We start from the raw sequence: 24,425 nt of genomic DNA, 5'->3' as shown, positions 1-24,425 counted from the left end.
TCTTACTAGGAGCGGTCCAAGTAGTTCGACTGCTCTTCATCGATATCGGAGATAAGCTCTCCCACAAGCCTTTCATCACTGTCGAGGAGAGCCGTGGCATCGTGTCGGGTGCGCTCGATGATCTCGCCGTCGGTGGTGAGGTCCACCAGGCCGAGGCCTGTTGCCAGTCCCGATTGGTCATCGCCGAGCAGATCGCCGAAACTACGCGTGGCCAGGTCCAACTCCGCCAGTTGAATGCCGTCGGTGGTGGCGGCAATGCGGTCTAGCCGGGTGCGCTCTGGTGTCTGTGAATGCGTGTGTGTACACAGGAAGCACAGTCCACCACGGTCACCACGGCCGACACGACCGCGCAGCTGGTGGATCTGCGAGATGCCGTAGCTCTCGGCGCGGCGAATCATCATGATCGTGGCCTCTGGTACATCCACGCCGACTTCGATAACTGTGGTGGACACCAGCACATCCAGCTGTCCTGTGGCAAAGGCCTGCATCACGCGGTCTTTGTCCTCCGGTGCCATATTGCCGTGCAACTGACTGATACGTACACCGGGAAGTTTCTTCCTCGCTCGGTCGAACACCGCCTCCACGGACTCGTCGAGGAACTGTTCCTCGTCGCGGGTAATGCGGGGACAGACAATGAAGGCGCGGTTGCCCTTGGCCACTTCTTCCCCAATCCGCTCCCAGGTTCGTGCCTCCCAGCGCGGCTTTTCCAGCGTCGGTACGACAAAAGATTGGATCTCCTGACGTCCCCGTGGCAATTCCGTCAACTGCGAAACTGCGAGGTCGCCAAAAATGGTCATCGCTACCGTGCGCGGAATCGGGGTTGCCGACATCACCAACAGATGCGGTGTCATTCCACCCCGTCCCCTGCTTCGCAGCTGATCGCGCTGGCGCACACCAAAGCGGTGCTGCTCATCGACGACCACCAGCCCGAGATCGAAGAACTCCACGCCCTCACTGAGCAGGGCATGCGTGCCGACGACAATGTCAGCCTCCCCGTTGACTGCCTCCAACAGGGTTGCCCGGCGCTCCTTCGTCGACATCGATCCCGTCAACAGTCGTACAGTCACTGCTACTCCGGCTTGCTCCAGCATCGCTGTCAGCGATCGGTAGTGCTGTTGGGCCAGGACTTCCGTCGGCGCCAGCATCGCGCACTGCCTGCTGGCATCGACTGCTTGCAGCATTCCCAGCAGGGCCACCACGGTTTTACCCGAGCCAACTTCACCTGCTAGCAGGCGGTTCATTGGGTTAGGCCTCGCCATATCGTGCGCAATATCGGCTGCGACCGCGACCTGACCGTCGGTAAGCGAAAACGGCAACCCCCGGCGTAGCTCGTCGCGAAGTCCCCCGGCGACTTCCATGCAGGCCGGCGCGGTGAGGCTCGCTTGAGTACGCTTGCGTGCACCAACGGCGAGCTGGAGCTCAAGCGCTTCGTCGTACTTCAGACGGGCAAGCGCAATATCGGGGCCCGCGATGGAGGGAAAGTGTGCGCCACGCAGTGCGGAGTCGAAATCGGTAAGTCCCTCCGGCGTGGCGGGCAATGGGTCTGGCTGCAGCGGTAACCATTCGAGGATGCGCTGCATGTACAGAGCCAGGTGAATACCCGCTACTCCTTTACGGCCACGGTAAATGGGCAGATAGGGGCGCGTGAGCAGCCGCTGCATCTCCGCAATCCCCTTGGCTGTCTTCGTCAGTGTGGCCAGCTTGCCAGTGGCTGCGCCTACCGAACCATCGGCTTTAAGCACCATGCAATCAACATTCTTCAGCTGTAGCTCATTGCGGAACTCGCTGAGCGTGCCAACAATGAGTAGACGCACACCGGGGTGCAGCATATTGCGCAGCCATTCGGCACCGAAAATCGCGGCCGGAAGAATGCGCACGCCGTCGCTGACATAGATTTTCAGTGGCTTGCGTCGGTCGGCGAAGGCGGGCGCTGGCGAAATGCTGTGCACCTCCACGACTGTGGTGATGGTGTCGCCAATGTCGGAAAATGACACATCTAAGCTCTTACCCTGCGCCACGTAGCGCTTCGGGAAATTCGTCAGCGCATCCGAGACGGTCTCCATACCAAAAGCCGTATGCAGCTTCTTTGCAATCTTTGGCCCCACCACGATATTCAGGGGCGTGCGCGCATAATCCGAGCCGAGCCATCCGAGCATCGCGCTACTCGATTCCTACCTGCACCAGCTCATCGATGCCGGTCGCATCATAGGCTACGACCTCCACAGGCTTGTCCAGCCGCGCCCGCACTTGCGCTATGTCCACGCCCTCAGCTCCGCGCCCGAGCAGCAGAGTCACTAGTTCCCCGCCGCCAGCCAACAGGTCTGAGATGGTCTCTGTGAGCGCGTCAGTCAGGGGCTTATCGACGTCCGCAGCGACTACAGCCGTTCGCGTGCCATTGGCAGCCTCTCCCATCGCATACGCAGCAACCGCCAGCGGCAGCTCAGCCGAATGCACGGCCAAGGCAGCAAGGCCAGCCGGAATGGAGACTGTGGACACTACCGCGAGCGTCGGATTAGCCGCGGCAGCAGCGAATTCGATATCCGCCAATTCCTGGTCGCTGACCAGCCCATTTGGCAGCAGGATAACCTCGTCCGCGCCCCTCATGGCAGTCAGTGCCTTGGTGACCACATTGTCAGCGAACTCCTGGTCGGCGATGGCTGCTCGATCTGTGGGAGTGGATGTGGGAGTCGGAGCGGGGGTCGGGCTGATAGCAATCGCCCCAGAGGAGGTGATGAGATCATTCAGCGGACCGTCCGGCACTACCGCAATGAGGATGCGAGTGGACTCAGGTGTTGTCTCCGGCTCATCGAGCACCTCGATACGGATGCGTTCCGGACGACCGAAGTCAAGTGCTGCCTCGATAACCGCGCCCGGCTCCACTGTGTGGATGTGCACCATGTACTGCGCGGTCTCCGCATTACCAGCATCACCTGCGATGATGAGCGAATTGCCCAGCGGGTTCAACCGCTCTCGCAGCGCTTCCACCGCCTGGGTATCCGCCAAGGAAATCAGGTACATGACCTCCATCTCAACGGTGGCTACGTGTGGCGCGTCGACATGCAAATCGACCGGTGCGGCTGCGCGGCCGCTGACTTCGTCGGCAAGCGCGTCGAGCAGAATGACCAACCCCGCGCCGCCGGCGTCGACCACGCCCGCCTGCTGCAGTGCCGGGAGCTGGCTGGGGGTTTTCGCCAGCGCATCGCGAGCGGCATCCGCGATCGTGTCGGCGAGCTCCTCAATCGAGTCGCCCTCAAATTCCTCCGCGGCAATCGCGGCGTGCCGCAGGACTGTCAGAATCGTGCCCTCCACCGGATTGGCAATCGCTTGGGAAACATGTTGCACAGCTAGCTTTAGCGAGTGTTGTACCGACTCAACGCCAATGCCACTACCGGAGGCAGCCTCAGCCACCGCGCGAAAAACCTGCGAGAGCACAGTGCCCGAATTACCGCGGGCACCGCGCACTGCACCGGCAGCTAGGGCCGCGGTGACTGCGCGAACATCGGAAGCGTCAGCCTTTTGCGCTTCCTCATAGGCCGAACTCAACGTCGCGAGCATATTCGACCCGGTATCGGAATCCGGTACTGGGAAGACATTGAGACTGTTGATCTCATCGCGGCGGGATTGAAGCGCGTCAATCCCCCGGGCAACCCAGCCGACGATGGCGGCAGAACCAATCTGCAAAGACATGAATTCCTATTCTAGCGTCCAGTCGATAGGGGTAGCTCCCTGACGAATCAGCGACTCATTGGCCCGGCTGAACGGACGCGACCCAAAGAACCCACGGGATGCCGACAGCGGTGACGGGTGCGGCGAACAGATGCAGTCCACGCCGGGGAGCCAACGCTGCAAACTCTGCGCGTCGCGTCCCCACAGAATGGCCACGAGAGGCTGATCACGGGCGACCAATGCTTTGATGGCATGCTCCGTGATTGCCTCCCAGCCCTTACCGCGGTGCGAGGCAGCAGCACCCGGGCGCACGGTCAGTACACGGTTGAACAGGGCCACGCCCTGCCTACTCCACGGAGTGAGGTCACCGTTGGAGGGAGTCGGGAGCCCCAGGTCGGAGGAGTACTCCTTAAAAATATTCGCCAACGACCGCGGTACCGGCTTCACATCCGGCTGGACCGAGAAGCTAAGCCCCATCGCATGCCCCGGGGTCGGGTACGGGTCCTGACCGATAATGAGCACCTTGACCTCATCGAATGGATAAGTAAAGGCGCGCAGCACATCGGTGCCCGCGGGCAGGTAACCGTAGCCGGCCGCGTTCTCCTCGCGCAGGAACTGCCCCATCCGGTGGATGTCATCGGCCACTGGCTCCAGCGCCTTCTGCCACCCTTCTTCGACCGGCAACGGATCCATGTCATGCAGCCTTTCTTCTCAAAACCTCTTCGAACTCTTAAAAGGAAACCCAACCGGCATCGCGGGCAGGAGGTTTGCCGTCGATAAGCACCGAATCGAACTTTTCCTTCGACACCGTGCCGATAGCGCGGAACCCCGTCGGAGGCTCCCCCGGCGTCGAACCGATCAGTGTGTGGTCCTCCCCGCCGGTAAGCACCCACTCCCACGGGTCGATGCCCAGGTATTCACCAGCGGCAATCTGCAACTCATCGGGCGCAATGGCACTGCTGTCAACTTCCAAAGTAACCCTGGAGGCCTGCGCAATAGCGCGGAGATCCACCACCAGTCCATCGGAATTGTCCGTCAGTGAACGCACACCTGTGGCTCGCGCCGTAGCACCCCTGCGATATTCAAATTCGGGCGTACAGTGTGCTGCCACCAGCTGCGCAAACTCGCTTGGAACCTTTGCCGGGCTTCCGCAGTGCTGCAGCAGCGCAAGGCCCGCAGCAGAGTAGCCGATGCGTCCCGACGCAATCACCGTATCCCCCGCGCGTGCCGCTGAGCGCAGCAGCGGCCGCCCAAGCCCACCAAGTTCGCCCATCGCACTGATGGAAATCACCAGAGAATCTCCGCTGACCATGTCACCACCGACGAGCTCCGCCGGACATTGCTTGCCTTCCTGCCACAACCCCTCGGCGATACCGGTGACCACACTCACCGGAGTATGCAGCGGTGCTGAGATGGCGAAAAGCATGGCCGTTGGACGCGCACCCATCGATTCGATATCGGCGAAATTCTGTACTGCGGCCTTAGCTCCAACTTGCTGAGGTGTCGACCAGTCCAGGCGGAAATGGCGCCCTTCCACCAACATGTCGGTGGAAGTGACAAAACGGGCGTTGGGGGTTGTCTGCGTCAAGACGGCGGCATCGTCGCCATTGCGTGCCGACGGGGCGATAGCCCGGATGGCCTCAATGACCCCAAACTCGCCAATATCGCCAATGGTCAATTCAGTCACAGTGTCGAGTCACATTCCTAATAGTCGATGGTTAACCGTTAATAGCGGAACCCGTCTCGGTATTGCCCCCCAACCAATTGGAGTTGGTACCGGACAACGTAGAATCAGGCCCATGGTAGACGCACCCCCATCGGGAGAAACAGTTCAGTCCAAGGGTAGCCGGACACGCGCGGGCATCGCACTCGCTATCGCCATTATCTCTATCCTCGGCATCATTTTTGCCGCAAAGATTTACCAGGATAATCAGGCAACAAAGCCAGTCGCGATTTCCAACCCGGAGCTCCCCGCTAATGACTCGCCCGAGTGTGCGGAACTGCTCGACCGACTGCCAGATCGCGCCGCAGGTCTGGTTCGCGCCGACATTGCAGAGCCGGCTCCAGAAGGCGCCGCTGTGTACCGAAACTTGGAACAAGACCGCATCACGCTGCGCTGTGGCGCGAACGTACCTAGCCAGTACAACGAGCTGGCTAAGACCGAAGAGGTCAAGGGCATTTCGTGGCTGCGTGTTGTCGACAGTACCGACGAGTCTTTGGCGACTTGGTTCACCGTCGGGCGCGAACCGGTTGTTGCGATTACCGCCGAAGGAAATGCAGAGGCGGAGGATGCCCTGAGTGACCTCGCCGAGGCGCTGCGCCCGGACTCCGAGTACAAGAACAAGCCGGAGCGCGGCGGCGTCCCGCTGGCAGAATTGGCAGCTCCGGAAGCTGATAAGCGCTGCAGCGGCTTGGAGGCTGCCCTCCCCCGCGAGCTTGGCAACCGTCACCGTCTGAGCGCAGAGGAAATGCCGGCTGACATGCCGAAGGACATGGTCATTTGGGGTGGCACCCCAGCCGATCCGGTGGTGCTGCGCTGTGGTGTCGACGAGCCGGCTGGCTATAGCACCACCACGCAGCAGCTGACGCAGGTTGGCGACATTGTCTGGTTCAACGAACCAACGCTTTCCTCTGGTACCTCCGCCACCTGGTACGCCATGGGCCGGGAGCGCTTCGTCGCCGTTGAAATGCCGATGTCGGAGGCCAGCTCACTGATGCCGGTGCTCTCCTCGGTCATCGCGGACAACCTGGAGAACATCTCGCCGAGCGAAGAAAAGTAAGAACCAACTTCTATCGACGAGCTACCAGCGCCCGCTCAATCAGGGCGCTGAGCAGCTCCTCGTAGGCAACACCGGAAGCCGCAAACATCTGCGGGTACATCGAAATCGGGGTAAAGCCCGGCATGGTGTTGACCTCATTGATAATCGGGCCATTATCCGTGACAAAGAAGTCCACGCGAGTCAGCCCATCAGAGCCCAGTGCCCTGAACGCCCGACGAGCATCTTTGTCCAGTGCCTTCAAAACATCCTCCGGCAGCTCAGCCGGGATCTGCGCCGAGACGACATCATCCAAGTACTTGGTCTCAAAACCGTAGAAGCCCTCGTCAGAGTCCTCCGTGCCACGCAGCAACGACGGAACTGATACCTGCAGGCTGCCGTCAGCGCGCTGCAGCACACCAATCTCCACTTCGGCGCCGTCTACACCGGCCTCTACAATGACCTTCCAGTCGTGCTCTCGGGCCAGCTCTACCGCCGCATCCAGATTCGCCCAATCATCGACGCGGGAGATACCAATCGACGATCCACCACGGGCAGGTTTAACGAACACCGGCAGGCCAAGGGTCTCCTTGTCCTCGTCGGAAAGCGACTCGCCGACATGCAAAACAACCTGCTTGCCAATAGGAAGCCCCGCTGCCTGCAAGAGATTCTTCGTGCGTTCCTTATCCATTCCCGCCGCGGAAGCGAGCACGCCCGGGCCGACATAAGCAATGCCGGAAAGCTCAAAGAGCCCCTGAATCGTGCCGTCCTCGCCGTGCGGACCGTGGAGGACCGGGAAGATAACGTCGACGGTGTCGAAAACCTCGCCGGCGCGATCACCGGTGACGAAGCGGAATTCACCGCGGCGTGACGGCGAGGTGCTCAGCGCAACTTCCTCGCCCGGGATGACCTCCGGCATCGTACGCCCCTGCGTGCGCAGCGTATCCGTCTCACGCGTACCGACGGTCCAGACACCATCCTTGGTAATACCAATGGGAACCACTCGGAAGCGGTCCTCATCCAGGTGATCCATAATTGCGCCGGCCGAGACACAGGAGACGCTGTGCTCAGGGCTTGCGCCACCGTAGATGACGGCGACGGAAATGCGATCTGCAGACGAGCTATTCGACGAAGTCATGGTGACTTAGTTTAGCCCCGACCTCGTTGAAGTGGTTACTCCGACTTGCGGCTTCGCCCCATCAGCTTGCGAATTGTCTCATTGACCTTCGCGCCTTCGTGGCAGACGGCGTAAACGGCCTCAGTAATTGGCATTTCCACGCCATTGCGACGAGCGAGGTCACGGACCGAGATTGAAGAAATCACACCCTCAGCCACCTGACCGCGCGTGGCGTGCTGCGCCTGCTCCATCGTGTCACCGCGACCGAGACGGTCACCGAAGGTGCGGTTACGCGACAGCGGCGAGGAACAAGTGGCCACCAAGTCACCGAGGCCCGCCAATCCCGCGAAAGTCTTATCTTCTGCACCAACCGCGTCGCCCAGACGCGTGATTTCCGCCAAGCCACGGGTGATAATGGTTGCCAGCGTGTTCTCACCCAATCCTTGACCAGCGGCCATACCGCAGGCCAACGCAATGACGTTCTTGCAGGCACCGCCGATTTCGCAGCCGATCACATCGGTGTTGGTGTACGGGCGGAAGTAATTAGTGGCAACTGCCGCCTGAATCATCTTGGCATTGTTCTCATCAGCGCAAGCAATGACCGTTGCCGCTGGCTGCTCCATCGCAACCTCGCGGGCGAGGTTCGGGCCGGACAACACCGCAATACGCTCTGCTGGCAGGTCTGTGACCTCCGCAATTACCTCACTCATGCGCAGATGTGTCTCGCGCTCCACACCCTTGGCCAGGCTGAGCAGAATCGTCTCCGGCCCGATGAAGTCCTTCCAGACCTTGAGGTTGTCACGCAGAGTCTGCGAGGGCACGCCCAGCACCACCACATCCGCGCCCTTCAGCGCGGCCTCTGCATCCGAGGTGGCTTCGATGTTGCGCGGCAGCCCCAGACCAGGCAGGTAGTCGTGGTTCTCGCGGCTGATCTGAATACGCTGTGCCTGCTCCGCACGTCGCGACCACAGCCGTACAGGATTGCCCGCATCAGCAAAAACCTTGGCGAGCGTCGTGCCCCACGAGCCCGCACCCATCACTGAAACCTGCACCATCGCCGCGACCTTCCTCCGTTAGTCTCTAATCTCCGACAAGTCTAGCGAGACGTTCTCACACTGCGATACTAAACTAGGTCGGCGACAAAGGATTGAAAGGGAATTCACGATGATGCACGAAGAGGACAAGGACCTCAAGGGCGATACCTCCGTGACCGGTCGCCTGCGCCAGATTCCAACGAAGCCAGGTCAGGATGTCACCAAGCCGACCTTCGCGGCCGGCGCGGTTCTATGGCGCGGCGATGTCCACAACCCTGAAATCTGCGTGATTCACCGTCCCTCCTACGACGACTGGTCGCTGCCGAAAGGCAAGCTCGACGCCGGCGAGAACCTCATTGCCACCGCTGTCCGCGAAATTTGGGAAGAGACCGGCTACCGCGTCCGTCTGGGCAAGCTCGTCGGCAACGTCTCTTACCCTGTCGCCGGACGCACGAAGCTGGTCTGGTACTGGACCGCTGAGGTTCTAGACGGCGAATTCGAACAGAACTCCGAGGTCAACGAGCTTCGTCGGGTTTCCTGGGACGAAGCCGAGGAGCTGCTGTCCTACGACCTCGACCGCGACGTGCTGGTCAAAGCCCGCAAGCGCATGAACAAGGAACCGGACACCCGTCTCATTCTGGTTCGCCATGGGCGTGCGCACCGTCGCACCAACTGGAACGGCAATGATGCACTGCGGCCACTGGATAAGAAGGGACGTCGTCAAGCGGAACTGCTCGTCTCTGCCCTGGAAGGCTTCCGCCCCGAGCGGATCTACTCCGCCGAGCCCGTGCGTTGCCAGGACACCGTCGCGCCACTCGCCGCAGAGCTGGGCATGCAGGTCACGGTCGACGAACGACTTGGCGACGAGCACTGGATTGCCAACCAGGTTGAGTCCAAGAAGGCATTCGAAGACATTGTCGCGCTAGGCGGAGTCAGCGTCATCTGCTCTCAGGGCATCACCATCCCAGACCTGCTTGCCGCCTGGTCCGCTGAGGGCACCCTGCCCTTCGACGAGGAAATCCTGTGCAAGAAGGGCTCTGCCTGGGTGCTGGGCTTCAACGACGGTGTGATGACCACGGCTGATTACTACGCCTCGGCGCTGCCGGTGAAGTAACCCCTACAACCTCGGATCCATCGGCTCTGACTCCAGCGCCAACACGCCGAAGACAGGGACGTGGATTCGATGCAGAGGCTCGCCCGCCGCTAGACGCTCCAGCGACTCAATGCCGAGGGCATACTCGCGCAGCGCCGATGACTGCTTGTGCTGCAGATTTCGCCGCTTCAACTGCTCTTGACGCTGCGGGTGCAGGTAGTCATGCCCATAAATCATGCGCAGATACTCCCGCCCCCGCACCTTCATGCCGGGCTGCACCTGGCGGTCCACTGCCGCGTTTTCCATTGGCTTGACGACGGCCCCCTCCCCGCCCGACTCTGTCAGTTGCAACCACCACTGCGATGCGGCCTCCACCTGTTCCGGGTCACTGGGGTCGAGGACGAAGCAGCGCGTCTGCCGGTAGATCTTACTGTCAGCTGCTACCAGCTGGTTCGCGATATCCAAGTGCCATGAGTGCGGCTTGTAGTGCCAGGTGGCATCCTCACTTGCCAGCACTTGGAAGGGTGCGAACTGAATCTTGTTGTCGCTGTCGACATTGCGGTTGTAAGCAGCGCGGAACTTCTCGAGCTCGTCCAGAGTCTGTTCTGGAGCGGGACCGCCGACCTCTATTCTCCTGCCGGTAGCTGCCTGCAGAGCGGCCGCGAGCTGTCTGGCAGCACCAATACCGGCGGCAGCAGTGGGTGCATAGATGTCGTCGATAAGCCCTTGTGCCTTGAGATTCCAAGGCAACATTTCGCCGTCGAGCAGGACCCAGTCGCCGAATTGATCGAAAAGCCCGGCGCGCTCTGCGGCCTTGGTCATTTCGTCGAGTGCTGGATTCTTACCTTCGAAGAAGGCGCGTCCGGTACGGGTATATGCGTAGGTGCTAGCACCGAAACGGGTCTTTGCTCCTGGCCGAATCAGGCAGAGCACAGCTCGGGAACCCATGTGCTTTTCCTGACAAATGACCTGGTCAGTGTGTTCAGCGTAGTAGCGGAATGCCTCCTCCGGGTGTTCCAGGAAGCCTTCCCGCTGTGAGGTCGGCGCCGGTGACATGGTCGGTGGCAGGTAAGGAATTCTCTCGGGCGCGAGCGTGAAACGGCTGATGGTTTCCAGCGCTGCAGCCGCGCGGTCACTATCAATGCGGATGCGTCCATGGCGCCCAGTCTGGATACCATCGACGTCTAACACATCAGTGATACGCAGCTCGGACTCCGGTCGGTTGGTGGTCTTGCGGGATGGGGCCTCCCACCACGTCTGCTTTGCATCGACCTGCACGTTCTCTAGTTCGGGATAGCGCAGCGCAGAGAGCTTACCGCCGAATACGCAACCGGTGTCGATGCACATGGTGTTATTGACCCAGCGCAGACGGTCCGCTTCCATGTGGCCATAGACAACACGGGCGGCACCGCGGTAGTCCGCCGCCCAATCCAGACGTTCTGGCAGGCCATTTTCATCGAGCTTGCCAGTAGTCGCACCGTAGAGCGCGAACTCGCGGACTTTTCCAGAGGCCCTGCCATGGAGGTGCTCAGGCAGTCCCGCGTGGGCTACGACCAGGGCTCCGTCATCAAGCACGTAGTGCACAGGCAGGTGGTCGATGAAGTCGCGGACGTCCTTCCGGAACTCCTCACTTTCGCCTGCGAGCTGAGTGAGCGTTTCGGCCAGCCCGTGGCCCGTGGTGACGTTGTGGCCGTCGAGGGCGCGCACCAACTTAGAGTCGTGGTTTCCGGGCACGCAGAGAGCATTGCCGTCCGAGACCATCCCCATGACCAGCTTCAAGACGGCTGGGCTATTGGGGCCGCGGTCAACGAGGTCACCAACGAAAATGGCCTTGCGGCCATCTGGGTGATGAGCATTGCTGCCATCCGCCGAGAGCTCGTAGCCGAGTTTCTCCAGCAGTGCGGTCAGCTCGTCGAAGCAACCATGGACATCGCCGATGATGTCGAAAGGGCCGTGGAGATCGCTGCGATCGACCTTCAGCGGCACACGTTCAATGGTGACGTTGTCGATTTCCTCCGCGGAATTCAAGATGAAAACGTTGTGAATCTTCTCGCGCTTCAGGTGCTTGAGCCCTCGGCGCAGGTCACGGTGCTGACGCTCCAACACCTCCACTCCGAAGTTGCGGTCAGTGCGCTGCCTGTGCCGCTCCTTCACCTCCGCCAACGGAAGATTCAAAACGATAGCAGCACTGAGCGCATGGTGTCTGCGCGCCAGCTTCACGAGCCGGGCGCGGTCCTGCGGTTTCACATTCGTCGCATCGACCACGGTGAGCAAGCCTGCTTCCAGCCGCTTGCCGACGATCGTCTCCAGCAGCTCAAAAGCAGGCACCGTCGCCGCCTGGTTATTCGGATCGTTGGAAACAATGCCGCGACAAGTATCCGAGGATACGACTTCAAACGGGCCGAAGTGTCGTGCCGCAAAGGTCGACTTTCCAGCACCGGAGACACCGACCAGCATGACCAAGCTGAGGTTAGGAAGTGAGATGGTACTCATAGTTAGCTCTCCTCTGCTGCGGTGAAGTCGTAGGAAAAGACCGCCATTTGTGTAGGTTGGCCGTAAGTTTCGTGCACGTCCCCAATACCGTCGAAGTCCACCAGATAACCGAACTTCTCGGCCACGCCCCTGGCCCACTGACGAAATTCCGCGCGGCTGAACTCGAAACGGTGATCGAGGTGCCGGAACTGTCCAGGCTCTAGGTTTGGGTAGCAAGCGTTGTAGTCACTATTTGGGGTGGTGACGATGACATACTGCGGGCGTGCGAGCCCAAAGACGTTGTTCTCCAACGCGGGCAGCCGGTCGGCATCAATGTGCTCGATGACCTCCATCAGGATTGCCACGTCCATGTTCGCAATGCGCTCATCGGCATAGGTGACCGAGGATTGGAAAAGCTCAACCCGCGCGGCTTGGCGCTCCGGCATGCAATCTAGGTTCAGCGCCTTGTGCGCCTTACGAAGCTCCCCCACAGAAACATCGGTACCAACGATCTGCGCGATTCGCGGATTCTCCAGCATCGGCCCCAGTAGCACGCCGGAACCGCAGCCGATGTCGACTACACTGCGCGGGCGCAGGCTAAGTACTTCACGCAGTACTCGCTCTTGGCGCTGTCGATTAAGTGGCTTGGCTGGCTGGTCACCGCGGGGCAGTTCGATTGCAGCGGCTTCCCCAGCGAGCTTCACGACGGCCTCGTTGACCAGGCCTTTTTGATCCGCAAGATAGCGCCCCAGGATTCTCTCCCGCTGTGGGTGCTCCGGTAGCCAGTCCCGCGCACGCGCGGCGAGCTTGTCGATTTCCCGGTCATCGACCCAATAGTGTTTCCCACCGTCGAGGACGGGCAGCAGAATATACAGGTGATTGAGCAAATCGCGGACGGTTGCCCTACCCGAAAGCGTTATCGTCGGTGAGAACTTCTGGCCGGCAATATTGTTCGAAAAATCGCAGGCGACGTTCCACCCCAGCGGTTCGAACAGAGCCCGGATTTCTTCCTCGGTGCCGGGTACCGCGGCGACTGTCGCGGTGAGGTCGCTCGGGGTTTCGTCGTAAGGCGAGGGCTTTTCCATGACCATCGCCGTGGAGAAGACGGACTTCAGCGCCACTGTCATAAGCGATGACGCGGCCCATTGCCGGTCATTGATGTAGCCGGTCAGATTGAACGTATCAGCGCGGTACTGCTTGAGTTTCAGCAGCTCATCGCGGTCAATATCAACCCAAAGGGCTGCCGTGCATTCGGCATCGGTAGCCGTGGGGAAAAAGACTCTGGCAACACCGAACTTTAACTCGGACTCATGCACGCGATCGGGATGCTTTCGCAAAATAAATCCCAAATCGCGTGCCGATTCAGCAGGCGAAGATTCACCGAGCCGAGAGTGTTTAGTGATTGCCAGATACATACGGCAAGTCTAACGCCTACCGCGGATTGGACTAGAGCATTTTTTGACCTACAGCGTCTTCGGCTTATGGGCCGGACGACTCTCCTCGTAGGCCACAATGTCCGCTTCGTTGCGCAGGGTCAGGGAGACGTCGTCAAGCCCTTCCATCAGACGCCAGCGGGTGTAGTCGTCGACCTCGAACGGGAAGACCTGCTCACCGGCCTCGACGGTGCGGGTCTCCAGGTTGACGGTGAGCTCCATGCCAGGGTTAGCCTCCAGCAGCTTCCACAGCAGCTCGACATCGGACTGCTGCATCTGTGCGGCGAGCAGCCCCGCCTTGCCGGCATTGCCACGGAAGATATCGGCGAAGCGGGAGGAGATGACGACGCGGAAACCGTAGTCCATCAGGGCCCACACGGCGTGCTCGCGGGAAGAACCGGTACCGAAGTCCGGCCCTGCTACGAGGACGGAGCCCTTTGCGTATTCCGGACGGTTGAGCACGAAGTCGGACTCGTTGTTGCGCCAGTTGCTGAACAGGCCATCCTCGAATCCGGTGCGGGTGACGCGCTTTAGGTAGACAGCCGGGATGATCTGGTCAGTGTCGACGTTGGATCGCTGCAGGGGAACGCCGACGCCGGTGTGAGTATCAAACTTTTCCATAGTGAAAGGTCCTTAGAAGTTCTGCTTGGGTCTGTTGTACAAAGATCGGCAGTGAGAGTCAGTTAGAGATCAGCCGGTGCTGCGAAGTGACCGGCGACGGCAGTGGCTGCGGCGACAGCCGGGCTGACCAGGTGGGTACGACCACCCTTGCCCTGACGGCCCTCGAAGTTGCGGTTGGAGGTCGAAGCGCAACGCTGGCCCGGGGTCAGCTGATCCGGGTTCATGCCCAGGCACATGGAGCAGCCCGGCATACGCCATTCGGCGCCTGCCTCTTCGAAGATCTTGCCCAGTCCCTCTTCCTCAGCCTGCGCACGGACCTTTGCGGAGCCCGGCACGATGAGCATCTGGACGCCGTCGGCAACCTTGCGGTCCTTCAGCACGTCGGCGACGGCGCGCATGTCCTCGATGCGGCCGTTGGTGCAGGAACCTACGAAGACCACGTCGACCTTGACGTCGCGCATCGGGGTGCCCGGCTTCAGATCCATGTACTCCAGTGCGCGTTCGGCCGCGATGCGGTCGGAGTCCTCAGCGATGAACTCCGGATCTGGCACGGTCTCCCCCAGCGGCACGCCCTGGCCAGGGTTAGTACCCCAGGTAACGAATGGAGTCAGCGCGGAACCGTCGATTTCAACGACCTTGTCGAACTTCGCGTCCTCGTCAGTAACCAGGGACTTCCAGTATTCGACTGCCTCGTCCCACTGCTCGCCCTGCGGCGCGTGCGGGCGGTCCTTCAGGTATTCGAAGGTGGTCTCGTCCGGAGCAATCATGCCGGCACGGGCACCGGCTTCGATGGACATGTTGCAAATGGTCATGCGGGCTTCCATCGACAGCTTCTCGATGGCCTCGCCGCGGTACTCAATAACGTGGCCCTGACCACCGCCGGTGCCAATCTTGGCGATAATCGCCAGAATCAAATCCTTGGCGGTAACACCATCCTGCAGTTCGCCGGTGACGTTGACCGCCATGGTCTTGAAAGGCTTCAGCGGCAGGGTCTGGGTAGCCAGAACGTGCTCAACCTCCGAGGTACCGATACCGAAGGCCATAGCACCGAAAGCACCGTGGGTTGCGGTATGCGAGTCACCACAGACGACGGTGGTGCCCGGCTGAGTCAGGCCCAGCTGTGGGCCGACGACGTGCACGATACCCTGTTCGCGGTCGCCCATCGGATGCAGGCGGATACCGAACTCCTCGGCGTTCTTGCGCAGTGTGGCAATCTGGGTACGAGAGGTCGGCTCCTCAATCAGATTGATTTTGCCGCCGGCGACAGTGGTCGGAACGTTGTGGTCCTCGGTTGCGATGGTCAAATCCGGGCGGCGTACCTTGCGCCCTGCCAGACGGAGGCCATCAAAAGCCTGCGGCGAGGTAACCTCGTGGACGAGGTGCAGATCGATATAAATCAGATCTGGTTCGCCGTTGTCGCCTTGCTTGACTACGTGGTCATGCCAGACTTTCTCGGCCAGAGTCTTCGGGCTGGTGTCCGTGGTGCGCATAGTGGGTGAGCCGCCTTCCGGATATATCTCTTTTATCTCAAGGAATGAGATGTTAATATCATGGCATGGGACAGATTAGCACATCCGAGACGCCAGCTCTAAGTGGCATTAAGGTTCTCGACCGTTCGGTACTCATTCTCAAGTCTGTTGCAGAAACTCCACGCACCCTCGCCGAGCTCTGTGACGACACCGGCCTGCCCCGCGCCACCGCCCATCGGCTGGCCACGGCGTTGGAAGTACACCGCCTTGTCACCCGCACTCCGGACGGCCGCTGGACGACGGGCCCCGGCCTCACCGAGATCACGCCTGTCACAACCGACCTGCTTGCCGACGCCGCAGCGCACATCCTGCCGAAGCTAGTAGAGGTAACCGGAGAGTCCGTGCAGCTCTACCGTCTCACCGGCGATACCCGCACCTGTATTGCCTCCATGGAGCCCGCCACCGGACTGCGCAACACCGTGCCAGTTGGCTCTCGCATGCCGCTAACCGCCGGCTCCGCCGCACGTGTTCTCCTGGCCTTTGGCCCGGCCAACCTCGCTGAGCGAATGCTTCCCGACGCCGACTTCAACCAACAGGACCTCGACGACTGCCGACGTCTCGGCTGGTCCGAGTCCATGGGTGAGCGCGACCCCGCACTTGCCTCCGTCTCCGCCCCGGTTTTCGACAGCAACCAGCGCATGATTGCAGTCCTATCCGTCTCCGGCCCCGTGGAGCGCATGACTCCGTCGCCCTACGAATGCTGGGGCGCAAAGGTTCTCGGCGCCGCTGAAGAGATGAGCTCCCGACTGTAATGCCCGCTTACCGTCACCTTGTCCTTCTTCTGTCCATGTTCGCGGCGGTCGGTTCGTCCGTCGTTCACATGGGTGTGCCTTTTCTCATCCCATCCCTACAGGAAAACGGCTTAAGCCTCTCCGCCGCCGGCCTCGTCGCAGCAATGCCGGCGGCCGGTATTGTCTTCACGCTCATCGCCTGGGGCTGGTTTGTCGACCGCTATGGCGAACGCGCAGCTCTGTTCGCCGGCCTGACCTCTACTGCCTTAACGACGGGGCTTGCGGCGCTAGCTTCGTCGTCAAGCCCGGCTCTGCTCGGGGCCACGCTCTTTCTCGCCGGGTGTGCGGCGGCGAGCGTGAATTCGGCATCCGGCCGCGTGGTGTCGGGCTGGTACCCACCGCATCAGCGCGGCACTGCGATGGGCATTCGCCAAATGGCTCAGCCCCTCGGCGCTGCACTATCAGCGGTAACCCTGCACCCTCTCGCGCAGAATTACAGCATCGGAGTCGCACTCGCGATGCCCGCAATCCTGTGCGCCGTGCTGGCGTTGCTTGTACTGATAGGCGTGAAGAATCCCCCTCGCCCTGATGCCTCGAACCCCACCGTCACGGCCAGCCCCTACCGGGACGGCAAGTACCTCGTGCGCATCCACATCGCCTCGGCGCTGCTGTCCTGGCCGCAGTCGATGATGGGTGCCTACATTCTGGTGTGGTTGCTGTCTGTGGGGTACTCCGATGGCACGGCGGGCACAATTGTGATGGTCTCGCAGCTGCTCGGTGCCGGATCGCGAGCACTGATGGGTGTGGTCTCTGACCGAGTGCGATCTCGCATCCGCCCCTACCGCTGGGTCTCGGGTGCGACCTTTGTTTTGGCTGTCGCAATGATGATTGCCAGCTGGGCTGATTGGCGCACGCTTGGAACTTTGCTGGTCTGCGCACTGGCCGTTGCTGTAGTCAGCCCGAATGGACTCGCCTTCACCGCAGTTGCTGAATACGCAGGCCCCTTCTGGTCCGGACGCGCTATGGGTACGCAGAACACGTTCCAGAACATTATCTACGCTGCAACGCCTCCGGTTTCGGGTGCGATTGTGGCCGCTGCGGGCTTCCCCGCGCTGTTTGCCGTCACGGCTCTGTTCCCCGCCGCCGCGCTGGGTATTGCGCCACGAGAAGACCAGAACCGCAACGGGCGGGTGCGGGTCGAGCTTGACTAGCTAGCTCCGCGCCCACCAAACAAATCGAGCCACGCACGCTACCCAGTGCACAGCCAGCAAACACAGCAGCCCAGCGCTAACCACGTATAGCCACTGCACGCCGGTAATGTCACCCAGGCTGTGCGTACCAAGACTCAGAGTGCCCACGGGGAAGGTTGCACCCCACCAACCAGGGCTATAGCCGGCCCAACGGATTACGGCGCGGGTGAATCGTCGTAAAGCAATGACGGCGAGGAAGACACCGACGATGAGCACAGCGGTGCCGTAAGCAACAGCGAAGGTTCGGTTGAAAAGCAGCTGCGCAGCAGCCGTGGACTGACCGACCAGCCCGAGCGGAATCCAGGCAGTACCGGCGATGGAATCGGGGATGCGCATGGCGCCAGAGAACAGCGCGACGTAGCAGCGTACGAAAACCGGCAGAACCGTAATCAGCGCCATCCAAAAGAGTATTTGTGCGCAGACGTGATAGAACGTGCCGTAGTCAACGCTCAGCTGCGCGCCACTTGTCGCCGCCACCATCGGGGCGACTAGCGCGAGGCCCCACTGAAAAGTTGGTTCGCCTTCGAATCCTCGCAGCTGACGAAGGCTGACGTAGATAGCCAGCGGCGCACCAATCCACCAGGACACCAGCTGCCACGATGAGTTACTAGATAGCGCAGTCGCAGCACTACCGAGAGCCATGATGCCCATCGAGAGCATGCCCCACGGTGCCATCAACTTCGAGTGGAAAGGCGGGTTTCGAAGACGCAACCAGCCAACCACTATGAAACCGAGAATGCCTACTGCCACGATGAGAAGCAGCTCCGGAACCATCGGCACGTCATGAATGTGCGCAAGCGTAGCGAAGATGGACGTACCCATCAGAGATCCTGCCCACGCGGGCCCGGCGGGCGCAAGCACATCACTGCGAGGAGAGTCGGTCATGCCCATACCGTATTTGCGCTTGCTGCAGTCACAGATATCACGAAACTCTGTGAGGGGTACCATAGATGCATGTACCCCTCCGCTGTAGCCGAGCTCGATGCACTTCTCACCGTCGCCCGTGCGGGGTCGATCTCGAAGGCTGCGCGTGAGCTCGGCACCAACCAGCAGACCATGTCCGCACGCATCGCACGGGCGGAGAAAGCGCTGGGAATCACCGTCTTCGAACGCTCCCCCTACGGCGTCTCGCCTACGGAAAAAGGGCAAGTGCTTATCGACGCCCTCCCAGACCTCCTCGCCGCCTGCCACAGGTTTTCGGGCATTGCCGCCAGCTTGCGTTCCGACGATGTTCCCCGCCACCTCACCCTTGCGGTGTCCAATACTGTCGCTGAGCTCTACTACCCCGGCTGGGCCGCCGAGTTCCACCGGCAACATCCCGCAGTCAAACTGTCGATGGTGCAGGCAAACTCCCGGGAGGTCCGGCAACTAGTAGCCGACAGTGCGGTGGACTTTGGTCTGGTAGAGGGCGAGGCTGGTCGGCACGACCTCGAAGAGCGGATCATCGGCACCGATGAGCTGGTCCTCGCTGTGCCGACGGGGCACCCGTGGACTGAGCGGGCCGAGATATCCATCGAGGAACTGCGCACTACCCCGCTGGTTATTCGCGAACCCGGTTCCGGCAGTAGAAAGGTCGTGGAAGATACACTGGGGAATCTCGCCGAACCCGCGGGAGAATTTGGTTCCCTTTCGGCACAGCGTGCTGGCATGATTGCGCTGGCAGCGCCAACAATCATCGCCCGCGGCGCAATTCGCGATCAGGTAACGCTCGGGCGCATCGTCATCGTCCCCACCCGCACCCGTTTTACTCGCAATCTCAGCGTAGTTATGCGTCGCGGCAGTGAAGCTAGTGGGGACATTTCGGAATTTATCCGCATTGCAAGTCCTATACTTAGCAAGCATGAGCAATCCCAATGATGAACTCTTTTCCTCTGACCGCTATGATGCCGGCATCCAAATTCGCCGCGAGGTGATGGGCGACGAATTCGTCGATGCCGCCCTCTCTCGCAACGCCGGCTCCGACGGAGAGACCCTGCAGAAGCACATCACCGCCACCGTCTGGGGCTCCGTCTGGAGCCGTGAAGGACTGGCCAAGCGTGATCGCTCCCTGCTCAACATTGGAATGCTCGTCGCTCTGCGCGCCACCGAAGAATTGCGCGGCCACATCAAGGGTGCCCTCGCCAACGGCCTGACCCGCACCGAGATCACCGAAGCCATCGTCCACGCTTCCGGCTACTGCGGCGCACCGGCCGCACTGTCCGCGATGAAGGTCGCGCAGGAAGTGCTCGTTGCTGAGCTCGGACCGCTTGACGACGACGATCGGTAGGTAGCCCACGGGCTCGCAGGCCCCGGTCGCCGCGTAAGCACATCAGTGATGCGGCGCAGCAGCCACGACAGCGGCAGGGCAAAGGCAGCGGTGACGATTGCCACTGCCAACATCGAGCCTTGGAAGGTCTGATAGCCCATCAACGTCATCACCCAGTCCATGACCAGCACGTGGACGAGGAAGAACTCGTATGAGACCTCTCCCAACCAAATCATGGCTGGATGACGAAGCCACCTAACCTCCGTACCCAGCGCAATCGGGGCCACGAATGCACCAGCGGACAGGCCATACAGCGTGGTCTTCCACAACGCCTGGTCGACATCATCCGGCACCAAGGTTGCTGGCCCCACGTGGGTGGTTGTGGATAGGAAAAACAGGACTAGCGCTATCAGCCAGCTGGCCGCCAAATTGACGCGCCAGCCAACTTTTCGCCCGTAGGCCAGCAGCATACCGATGGCGAACCAGTCGAAATACGCCATCGGCCACAGCCGTGCCACTACCGGCAGCAGCTCTTCTTGATGCGACAGCACAGTCCAGACCGGGCCAATGAGACCAAAACCAATAATGATGGCCAACGTTGGGCCAGGTCGCAGGCGCCCCTTAGTAATCGTCCAGATGCCAAGTCCCACCAGTGGCAACACCAGGTAGAAGCCGACTTCCACCACCATCGACCACATCTGCGGCAAGCCCGGGTGGATCCAGCCGAATTGGAGCGTCTGAGTAAAAGACATCGACCGCAGCCAGCCCTGCAAACCCCCACCCGATGGTGGCGGGTCATCTGCGGCATGAATGAGGAATGCCGCAGTAACCACAATCCAGTAGGCCGGCAGAACTCTCTTCGCGCGACTGGTGAAGTACTTCCGCAAGTCCGGTCGATTCGCAGGGACGTCGTCAGGCGAACCGAGCCAACGCCCTGTGAGCAGAAACGCACTGAGCACGAAGAAGATGGTGACGCCAATTTCGAATCGACCGTTGAGACGCCCCCACCAATCGTCCGTGTAATGTCCAGTCCAGAACGCGGCATGCGTAAGCAGGACACCGAACGCACCGATGGCTCGAATGCTGGTCAGCTCCGGAACGTAGGAGGACTTGGCCGAATTCATGCCAATTTTTTATGACTGCAAACTACTTGGCGTGCTCGTTTTGGCACAAGCCCGGTCTACAAAATCTTGCTACCTCAGTACACACCCCGGAAACTGTTCTGTGACCAGCGAGGTTCAAATATTGATGCGGAAGGTCTGGTTCCCCTACCGTGCTCAGCAATCCTATCCAGCTAGCGGGGGCATTGTCCCAATCGCGAGTTGGAAATAAAAGTCGAAGTGCTTCTGCTTCTCGTAGAAGCGGAGGAAACACTCATGCTGAAAGCGGGTTACTTTTTGGGTATCCGTATGTCTATATACGGTAACGGGAATTGGGTTCTTGCCGTTTTTAAGACAGATCTAGACGATCATCATGTGAAGAAAGATTATGGTTTTTCCCATATTTTCTCTCGATAAGAACCATCGCTTCGAGAATTTTTACGATAACTCTATTAGTCGAGATGGAAGCGCATTTTTCTTCAGCTCGTCTTAGCTCTGGAAGGGTAGACTTTATCCATACTTTTGCTGCTGGAGCATTGTCTATCTCTTCTTCACGGAGAACTGACTCCAGGATGTCAATGACATCGTGGAGCGACAAGTCCGTTTCAGGAGGAAATTTTGCCATTGCATCTCTCCAGAGTTCGTGTTTCTTTAATGGTGAACCTAGTTGAGGGAAAAGCATGAAGAGAATAGCAGTTGCATCTATCGCTTCCTTTTTTCGCTGTGTTTTGGCCTAAGCGGAGTTGCTGCGGCATCGCCTTCTGCCGAAACAGCAAATGGCATGGCTGCCACTACTCTAGCCGGGAATGACCTATACGGAAGAGTAATCAGTGTGCACTTATCAGCGAACGACTGTGAGACGGCTAAGTTTCGGTACTGGCTTGTAACCGATGCATTTGGCTCAGTTACGTGCATCCCAGACCCTAATAACGATGGAGATTGGTTACTCATCACTACGTAAGCACGTTATACGCGTTATACGCGAGATTCTTCACTCGCGTATCTATGAACTGTGCCAACGAAGTACCCAGTTTCCTGTGCTATCGCTCGGATGGTTAGGCTCCTGGCACGTAGCTCGCGTACGCGTTGGCGTTTTTCAACTGCTCGAGCGAGATAGCTCGCTCTTGGCTCGCTTGTACAATTAGAAATTGCACGGGTAAATACTCCGGTTTTTCAGCAAGTTCCCGAACTGACCACCCCTTTCGTGGATAACCCGGATATCTATTTCTTGGATCCCTACTCATGGCCAGCCTCAATCCATTTGTCGGTTTCAGCTCTTCTTCCTTGACGTTTGCTACGAGATTCTCTCCCTCGTGCGCTTTGGATGGTGCTAAAGGTTTCTTCGTAGATTGCTGAGCCGTCTGCTCACATGCGTGAGCGGTTGACGATCCATCAGTGGATAGATCGGGCAATCTGGTCGACTTCGCGTGTGGAAAGTGGTCCGCTGAAGAGTTCTGGTTCATGGATTGCGCTGCGGTTTGGATAGCGAGACCAAGCCCATCGGGGTCGCCGAGGTGGTGGCGGATTTCGAGATAGGCTCAGGTGCGTGCTGATTCGAATAGTGCGCAGTTGCGGCCTAGCCCGACCAGATTTTGCAGCGGGTTTTCTTCCAGGACTTCGGTGGCATGAAGCCGGTTTCGGTCAGCCAGAAGGCTAGTTCATCAAGTGTGTAGAGTTCGACAGCGCTCAGAATATACTGCGCAAATGCGTGCACCGGCTGCAATCTCAGAGTCGAAGGTCGGACAAGAAGTACTCCTCGCTGAGCTCAGCTCATTTGAAGACAGCAATGAGTAGTGAGTCCACGGACTCGTAAGTTGACCTTCACATGCACGGTGCTACAGAAAAATCATCCGTGAAATTCACCGTCGGGGAACGCGTCAGCCCACGTGCTTTCATCCCTGCCAAGCGCATCAATAATCTTTTCAATGAGCCCGGCATGAGCCTTGATGTCGAGCGCAGGTGGATCCGGCATCGTAATACAGTCTCTCGGATTGAACGTATCGAGATACTTCTCAGCCCACGAGATCCACGGGCTGTCAGGCTCAATTCGCTTCACATATTCGAGATAGGAACACACCGCTTCAAACTTTTTTAACTCCTGAGAGCGCTGATACAACGCGTTGAAATAGAAATCCTTCGCGACAGTCTTCGCAGCGATTGGCTTAGCGAACTCATATTGCTTCGCTCGGAGCGCCCTCTCTCTGCCCGCAATCTCATAATCTGTCTTCTTCCAGAATTCTCGAATTTGATGCCACTTGAAATAGGCCTCAATGCCGTCGGCAAACGCTTCTGAGTTCTTCTTCGAATCACGAGCGGACATCCCTCGAAATTCAAGGACAAGTTGACCATTCGGGATTTTTTCCCAGAAGCGCCTCATCTTTTCGCCCTCGTGCCAACGGTTGTGATAATCGATTTCATCTTGTGTTGGCTCACGCTGCACACGGTTATATCTCTCGCGGAACTTGAGATCTTGAAGATCGAAATCAAAGCCGAGCTTAACTGCACGAAGCACTTTCTCTTTAGACCATGAGTCGTACCAAGTCTCTAGTTCTATCCGGCCACCGTTCAGTTCAATCTCTGTGAAGAGCACATGCAAAACTCGCTTAATCCGCAATTGCACATCGGAACTAAACTGCCTCTTGTAGTATCCAAACGCTTCGACAGCTTTCTTATTGTATTTCGCCACGCGTTTATCGCCACGTAAAATCTCCCTCCACCCAACCAGTTTCATTGGCTCAATAGAGATAACAGCGGCCTTGAATCGGGGCTTCTCCTGGCCATATACGTAGGTACTTCCTGCGTAGTCAAAAACGTGGCCATCTTCCAACCAAGACCTATCACGGGATAGTTTCGCCGCCGCCGGTAACCAGAAGTCGCGAATCTCACCGGCCGAGGCCACGATTGTGAAAACGTCGAGGTCTGACTCTCCAATACCATGGCGTATTCGAGCCATGTAAGGAGTTAAATCAACTTCAGGCTCGTCGGGTTTTGGCGTTGGTTTTGGTTTTCTCAATGTGGAGGGTACCGGTGGCTCCTTCGCCGCCGTGTTCTTCCGCCGCTTCTTATTGACTACAAGCGCTTCGGTACCGGCGTAAACCCTCTCACCACGTTTTGTAGCTACAGCCTTCCACTTATCACCGTGACCTGAAATCTTGACTAACTTGTGCCCCTCTAGCATGCGCGCTGTATTCTTATAAAATTCATGCGGAGGGTCACCGGCGCAACCATCCACGATCCATCCAAGAATCTTCTTCTGTCTGCTGGTTAGCTCTTTCGCAGCCATACCTCTATTGTCACCCACCCCAATAGCAGCGAAAAAGAGTTTCTTGCTGCTAACCCTGTAATTGTCATGGAATAGGGTTGAAGGACATTTGAAAA

Annotated in this window: 20 protein-coding genes; 6 read left to right on the top strand and 14 right to left on the bottom strand. The window is 59.3% G+C overall.

The genetic code is table 11. The features are described from left to right. Positions 1–5 precede the first annotated feature (5 nt). From HMPREF2878_RS04775 to HMPREF2878_RS04760, 4 genes are read right to left on the bottom strand one after another with little or no spacing between them, the layout of a single operon-like run. A complete protein-coding gene (locus tag HMPREF2878_RS04775; protein WP_070652927.1) occupies positions 6–2,156 on the bottom strand; it encodes an ATP-dependent DNA helicase RecG in 2,151 nt (716 codons plus the stop codon). A 4-nt stretch (positions 2,157–2,160) separates the two neighbouring features. Continuing rightward, positions 2,161–3,687, bottom strand: a complete 1,527-nt coding sequence (locus HMPREF2878_RS04770; protein WP_049189537.1) for a DAK2 domain-containing protein — start codon at positions 3,685–3,687, stop codon at positions 2,161–2,163. Positions 3,688–3,693: 6 nt separating this feature from the next. Continuing rightward, positions 3,694–4,359 carry a uracil-DNA glycosylase gene (locus HMPREF2878_RS04765; RefSeq protein WP_048735462.1) on the bottom strand — a complete coding sequence of 222 codons (666 nt, stop codon included), beginning with the start codon at positions 4,357–4,359 and terminating at the stop codon, positions 3,694–3,696. A gap of 37 nt (positions 4,360–4,396) precedes the next feature. After that, a complete protein-coding gene (locus HMPREF2878_RS04760; RefSeq protein WP_049171566.1) occupies positions 4,397–5,353 on the bottom strand; it encodes a thiamine-phosphate kinase in 957 nt (318 codons plus the stop codon). 112 nt (positions 5,354–5,465) lie between these two features. On the opposite strand from HMPREF2878_RS04760, the gene HMPREF2878_RS04755 reads away from it, so the two are divergent. After that, the gene (locus tag HMPREF2878_RS04755; protein WP_070652926.1) at positions 5,466–6,446 is read left to right on the top strand and encodes a DUF3515 domain-containing protein; all 981 of its coding nucleotides are present in this window, start codon (positions 5,466–5,468) and stop codon (positions 6,444–6,446) included. A 10-nt stretch (positions 6,447–6,456) separates the two neighbouring features. Here HMPREF2878_RS04755 and HMPREF2878_RS04750 read toward each other — a convergent pair whose 3' ends face one another. Both HMPREF2878_RS04750 and HMPREF2878_RS04745 read right to left on the bottom strand, forming a co-directional pair. Beyond that, positions 6,457–7,560: a D-alanine--D-alanine ligase family protein gene (locus HMPREF2878_RS04750; RefSeq protein ID WP_069358787.1), complete on the bottom strand. Its 1,104-nt coding sequence runs from the start codon at positions 7,558–7,560 to the stop codon at positions 6,457–6,459. A gap of 35 nt (positions 7,561–7,595) precedes the next feature. Next, positions 7,596–8,594, bottom strand: a complete 999-nt coding sequence (locus tag HMPREF2878_RS04745; protein WP_070652925.1) for an NAD(P)H-dependent glycerol-3-phosphate dehydrogenase — start codon at positions 8,592–8,594, stop codon at positions 7,596–7,598. Positions 8,595–8,706: 112 nt separating this feature from the next. Here HMPREF2878_RS04745 and HMPREF2878_RS04740 point away from each other — a divergent pair, with 112 nt between their 5' ends. Then, positions 8,707–9,687, top strand: a complete 981-nt coding sequence (locus HMPREF2878_RS04740; RefSeq protein ID WP_187269903.1) for an NUDIX hydrolase — start codon at positions 8,707–8,709, stop codon at positions 9,685–9,687. 3 nt (positions 9,688–9,690) lie between these two features. On the opposite strand, the gene HMPREF2878_RS04735 is transcribed toward HMPREF2878_RS04740, so the two are convergent. The 4 genes from HMPREF2878_RS04735 to leuC form a co-directional block, all read right to left on the bottom strand. After that, entirely contained in the window at positions 9,691–12,159 is a 2,469-nt protein-coding gene (locus HMPREF2878_RS04735) for a polynucleotide kinase-phosphatase (RefSeq protein WP_070652923.1), read from the bottom strand. Positions 12,160–12,161: 2 nt separating this feature from the next. Continuing rightward, positions 12,162–13,553, bottom strand: a complete 1,392-nt coding sequence (locus HMPREF2878_RS04730) for a 3' terminal RNA ribose 2'-O-methyltransferase Hen1 (protein ID WP_070652922.1) — start codon at positions 13,551–13,553, stop codon at positions 12,162–12,164. 48 nt (positions 13,554–13,601) lie between these two features. Continuing rightward, a complete protein-coding gene (gene leuD / locus HMPREF2878_RS04725; RefSeq protein WP_049189541.1) occupies positions 13,602–14,192 on the bottom strand; it encodes a 3-isopropylmalate dehydratase small subunit in 591 nt (196 codons plus the stop codon). A gap of 62 nt (positions 14,193–14,254) precedes the next feature. After that, positions 14,255–15,682, bottom strand: a complete 1,428-nt coding sequence (leuC, locus tag HMPREF2878_RS04720; protein ID WP_049189542.1) for a 3-isopropylmalate dehydratase large subunit — start codon at positions 15,680–15,682, stop codon at positions 14,255–14,257. A 65-nt stretch (positions 15,683–15,747) separates the two neighbouring features. On the opposite strand from leuC, the gene HMPREF2878_RS04715 reads away from it, so the two are divergent. Together HMPREF2878_RS04715 and HMPREF2878_RS04710 are read left to right on the top strand one after the other, a co-directional pair. After that, positions 15,748–16,473 (top strand): IclR family transcriptional regulator, encoded by a 726-nt coding sequence (locus HMPREF2878_RS04715; RefSeq protein ID WP_049171587.1) that lies wholly within the window; start codon positions 15,748–15,750, stop codon positions 16,471–16,473. Continuing rightward, positions 16,473–17,663 carry an MFS transporter gene (locus HMPREF2878_RS04710; protein ID WP_049189543.1) on the top strand — a complete coding sequence of 397 codons (1,191 nt, stop codon included), beginning with the start codon at positions 16,473–16,475 and terminating at the stop codon, positions 17,661–17,663. The genes HMPREF2878_RS04715 and HMPREF2878_RS04710 overlap by 1 nt, the downstream gene beginning before the upstream one ends. Here the strand turns inward: HMPREF2878_RS04710 and HMPREF2878_RS04705 are convergent, their stop codons facing one another. Continuing rightward, complete coding sequence (locus tag HMPREF2878_RS04705; RefSeq protein WP_070652968.1) at positions 17,664–18,587, bottom strand: TDT family transporter; 924 nt, start codon at positions 18,585–18,587, stop codon at positions 17,664–17,666. 69 nt (positions 18,588–18,656) lie between these two features. Between HMPREF2878_RS04705 and HMPREF2878_RS04700 the strand changes: the two genes are divergently transcribed. Then, positions 18,657–19,559: a LysR family transcriptional regulator gene (locus HMPREF2878_RS04700; protein WP_070652921.1), complete on the top strand. Its 903-nt coding sequence runs from the start codon at positions 18,657–18,659 to the stop codon at positions 19,557–19,559. After that, positions 19,543–19,968: a carboxymuconolactone decarboxylase family protein gene (locus tag HMPREF2878_RS04695; protein WP_070546713.1), complete on the top strand. Its 426-nt coding sequence runs from the start codon at positions 19,543–19,545 to the stop codon at positions 19,966–19,968. The genes HMPREF2878_RS04700 and HMPREF2878_RS04695 overlap by 17 nt, the downstream gene beginning before the upstream one ends. Here HMPREF2878_RS04695 and HMPREF2878_RS04690 read toward each other — a convergent pair. The 3 genes from HMPREF2878_RS04690 to HMPREF2878_RS04685 form a co-directional block, all read right to left on the bottom strand. Next, on the bottom strand, positions 19,875–21,071 hold the full coding sequence (locus HMPREF2878_RS04690) for an acyltransferase family protein (RefSeq protein WP_246821809.1): 1,197 nt from the start codon (positions 21,069–21,071) through the stop codon (positions 19,875–19,877). The genes HMPREF2878_RS04695 and HMPREF2878_RS04690 overlap by 94 nt on opposite strands. Positions 21,072–21,396: 325 nt before the next feature. Next, the gene (locus HMPREF2878_RS11135; protein WP_126107984.1) at positions 21,397–21,729 is read right to left on the bottom strand and encodes a hypothetical protein; all 333 of its coding nucleotides are present in this window, start codon (positions 21,727–21,729) and stop codon (positions 21,397–21,399) included. Positions 21,730–22,893: 1,164 nt separating this feature from the next. Next, positions 22,894–24,330, bottom strand: coding sequence for a hypothetical protein (locus HMPREF2878_RS04685; protein WP_049171601.1), 1,437 nt, complete (start codon positions 24,328–24,330; stop codon positions 22,894–22,896). Positions 24,331–24,425 lie beyond the last annotated feature (95 nt).

It is taken from the genome of Corynebacterium sp. HMSC065H09 (assembly GCF_001812845.1).
In the GTDB taxonomy this organism is placed as follows: domain Bacteria; phylum Actinomycetota; class Actinomycetes; order Mycobacteriales; family Mycobacteriaceae; genus Corynebacterium; species Corynebacterium jeikeium_D.
The sequence above is the reverse complement of the archived record's forward strand: the minus strand, read 5'-3'. Positions and strand labels throughout refer to the sequence as shown.

Bases quoted from the DNA above. Each gene is read 5' to 3' on its own strand.
- HMPREF2878_RS04775 (WP_070652927.1), bottom strand. From the start codon at position 2,156: ATGCTCGGATGGCTCGGCTCGGATTATGCGCGCACGCCCCTGAATATC.
- HMPREF2878_RS04770 (WP_049189537.1), bottom strand. From the start codon at position 3,687: ATGTCTTTGCAGATTGGTTCTGCCGCCATCGTCGGCTGGGTTGCCCGG.
- HMPREF2878_RS04765 (WP_048735462.1), bottom strand. From the start codon at position 4,359: ATGGATCCGTTGCCGGTCGAAGAAGGGTGGCAGAAGGCGCTGGAGCCA.
- HMPREF2878_RS04755 (WP_070652926.1), top strand. From the start codon at position 5,466: ATGGTAGACGCACCCCCATCGGGAGAAACAGTTCAGTCCAAGGGTAGC.
- HMPREF2878_RS04750 (WP_069358787.1), bottom strand. From the start codon at position 7,560: ATGACTTCGTCGAATAGCTCGTCTGCAGATCGCATTTCCGTCGCCGTC.
- HMPREF2878_RS04745 (WP_070652925.1), bottom strand. From the start codon at position 8,594: ATGGTGCAGGTTTCAGTGATGGGTGCGGGCTCGTGGGGCACGACGCTC.
- HMPREF2878_RS04740 (WP_187269903.1), top strand. From the start codon at position 8,707: ATGCACGAAGAGGACAAGGACCTCAAGGGCGATACCTCCGTGACCGGT.
- HMPREF2878_RS04735 (WP_070652923.1), bottom strand. From the start codon at position 12,159: ATGAGTACCATCTCACTTCCTAACCTCAGCTTGGTCATGCTGGTCGGT.
- HMPREF2878_RS04730 (WP_070652922.1), bottom strand. From the start codon at position 13,553: ATGTATCTGGCAATCACTAAACACTCTCGGCTCGGTGAATCTTCGCCT.
- leuD (WP_049189541.1), bottom strand. From the start codon at position 14,192: ATGGAAAAGTTTGATACTCACACCGGCGTCGGCGTTCCCCTGCAGCGA.
- leuC (WP_049189542.1), bottom strand. From the start codon at position 15,682: ATGCGCACCACGGACACCAGCCCGAAGACTCTGGCCGAGAAAGTCTGG.
- HMPREF2878_RS04715 (WP_049171587.1), top strand. From the start codon at position 15,748: ATGGGACAGATTAGCACATCCGAGACGCCAGCTCTAAGTGGCATTAAG.
- HMPREF2878_RS04710 (WP_049189543.1), top strand. From the start codon at position 16,473: ATGCCCGCTTACCGTCACCTTGTCCTTCTTCTGTCCATGTTCGCGGCG.
- HMPREF2878_RS04705 (WP_070652968.1), bottom strand. From the start codon at position 18,587: ATGACCGACTCTCCTCGCAGTGATGTGCTTGCGCCCGCCGGGCCCGCG.
- HMPREF2878_RS04700 (WP_070652921.1), top strand. From the start codon at position 18,657: ATGTACCCCTCCGCTGTAGCCGAGCTCGATGCACTTCTCACCGTCGCC.
- HMPREF2878_RS04695 (WP_070546713.1), top strand. From the start codon at position 19,543: ATGAGCAATCCCAATGATGAACTCTTTTCCTCTGACCGCTATGATGCC.
- HMPREF2878_RS04690 (WP_246821809.1), bottom strand. From the start codon at position 21,071: ATGAATTCGGCCAAGTCCTCCTACGTTCCGGAGCTGACCAGCATTCGA.
- HMPREF2878_RS11135 (WP_126107984.1), bottom strand. From the start codon at position 21,729: ATGCTTTTCCCTCAACTAGGTTCACCATTAAAGAAACACGAACTCTGG.
- HMPREF2878_RS04685 (WP_049171601.1), bottom strand. From the start codon at position 24,330: ATGGCTGCGAAAGAGCTAACCAGCAGACAGAAGAAGATTCTTGGATGG.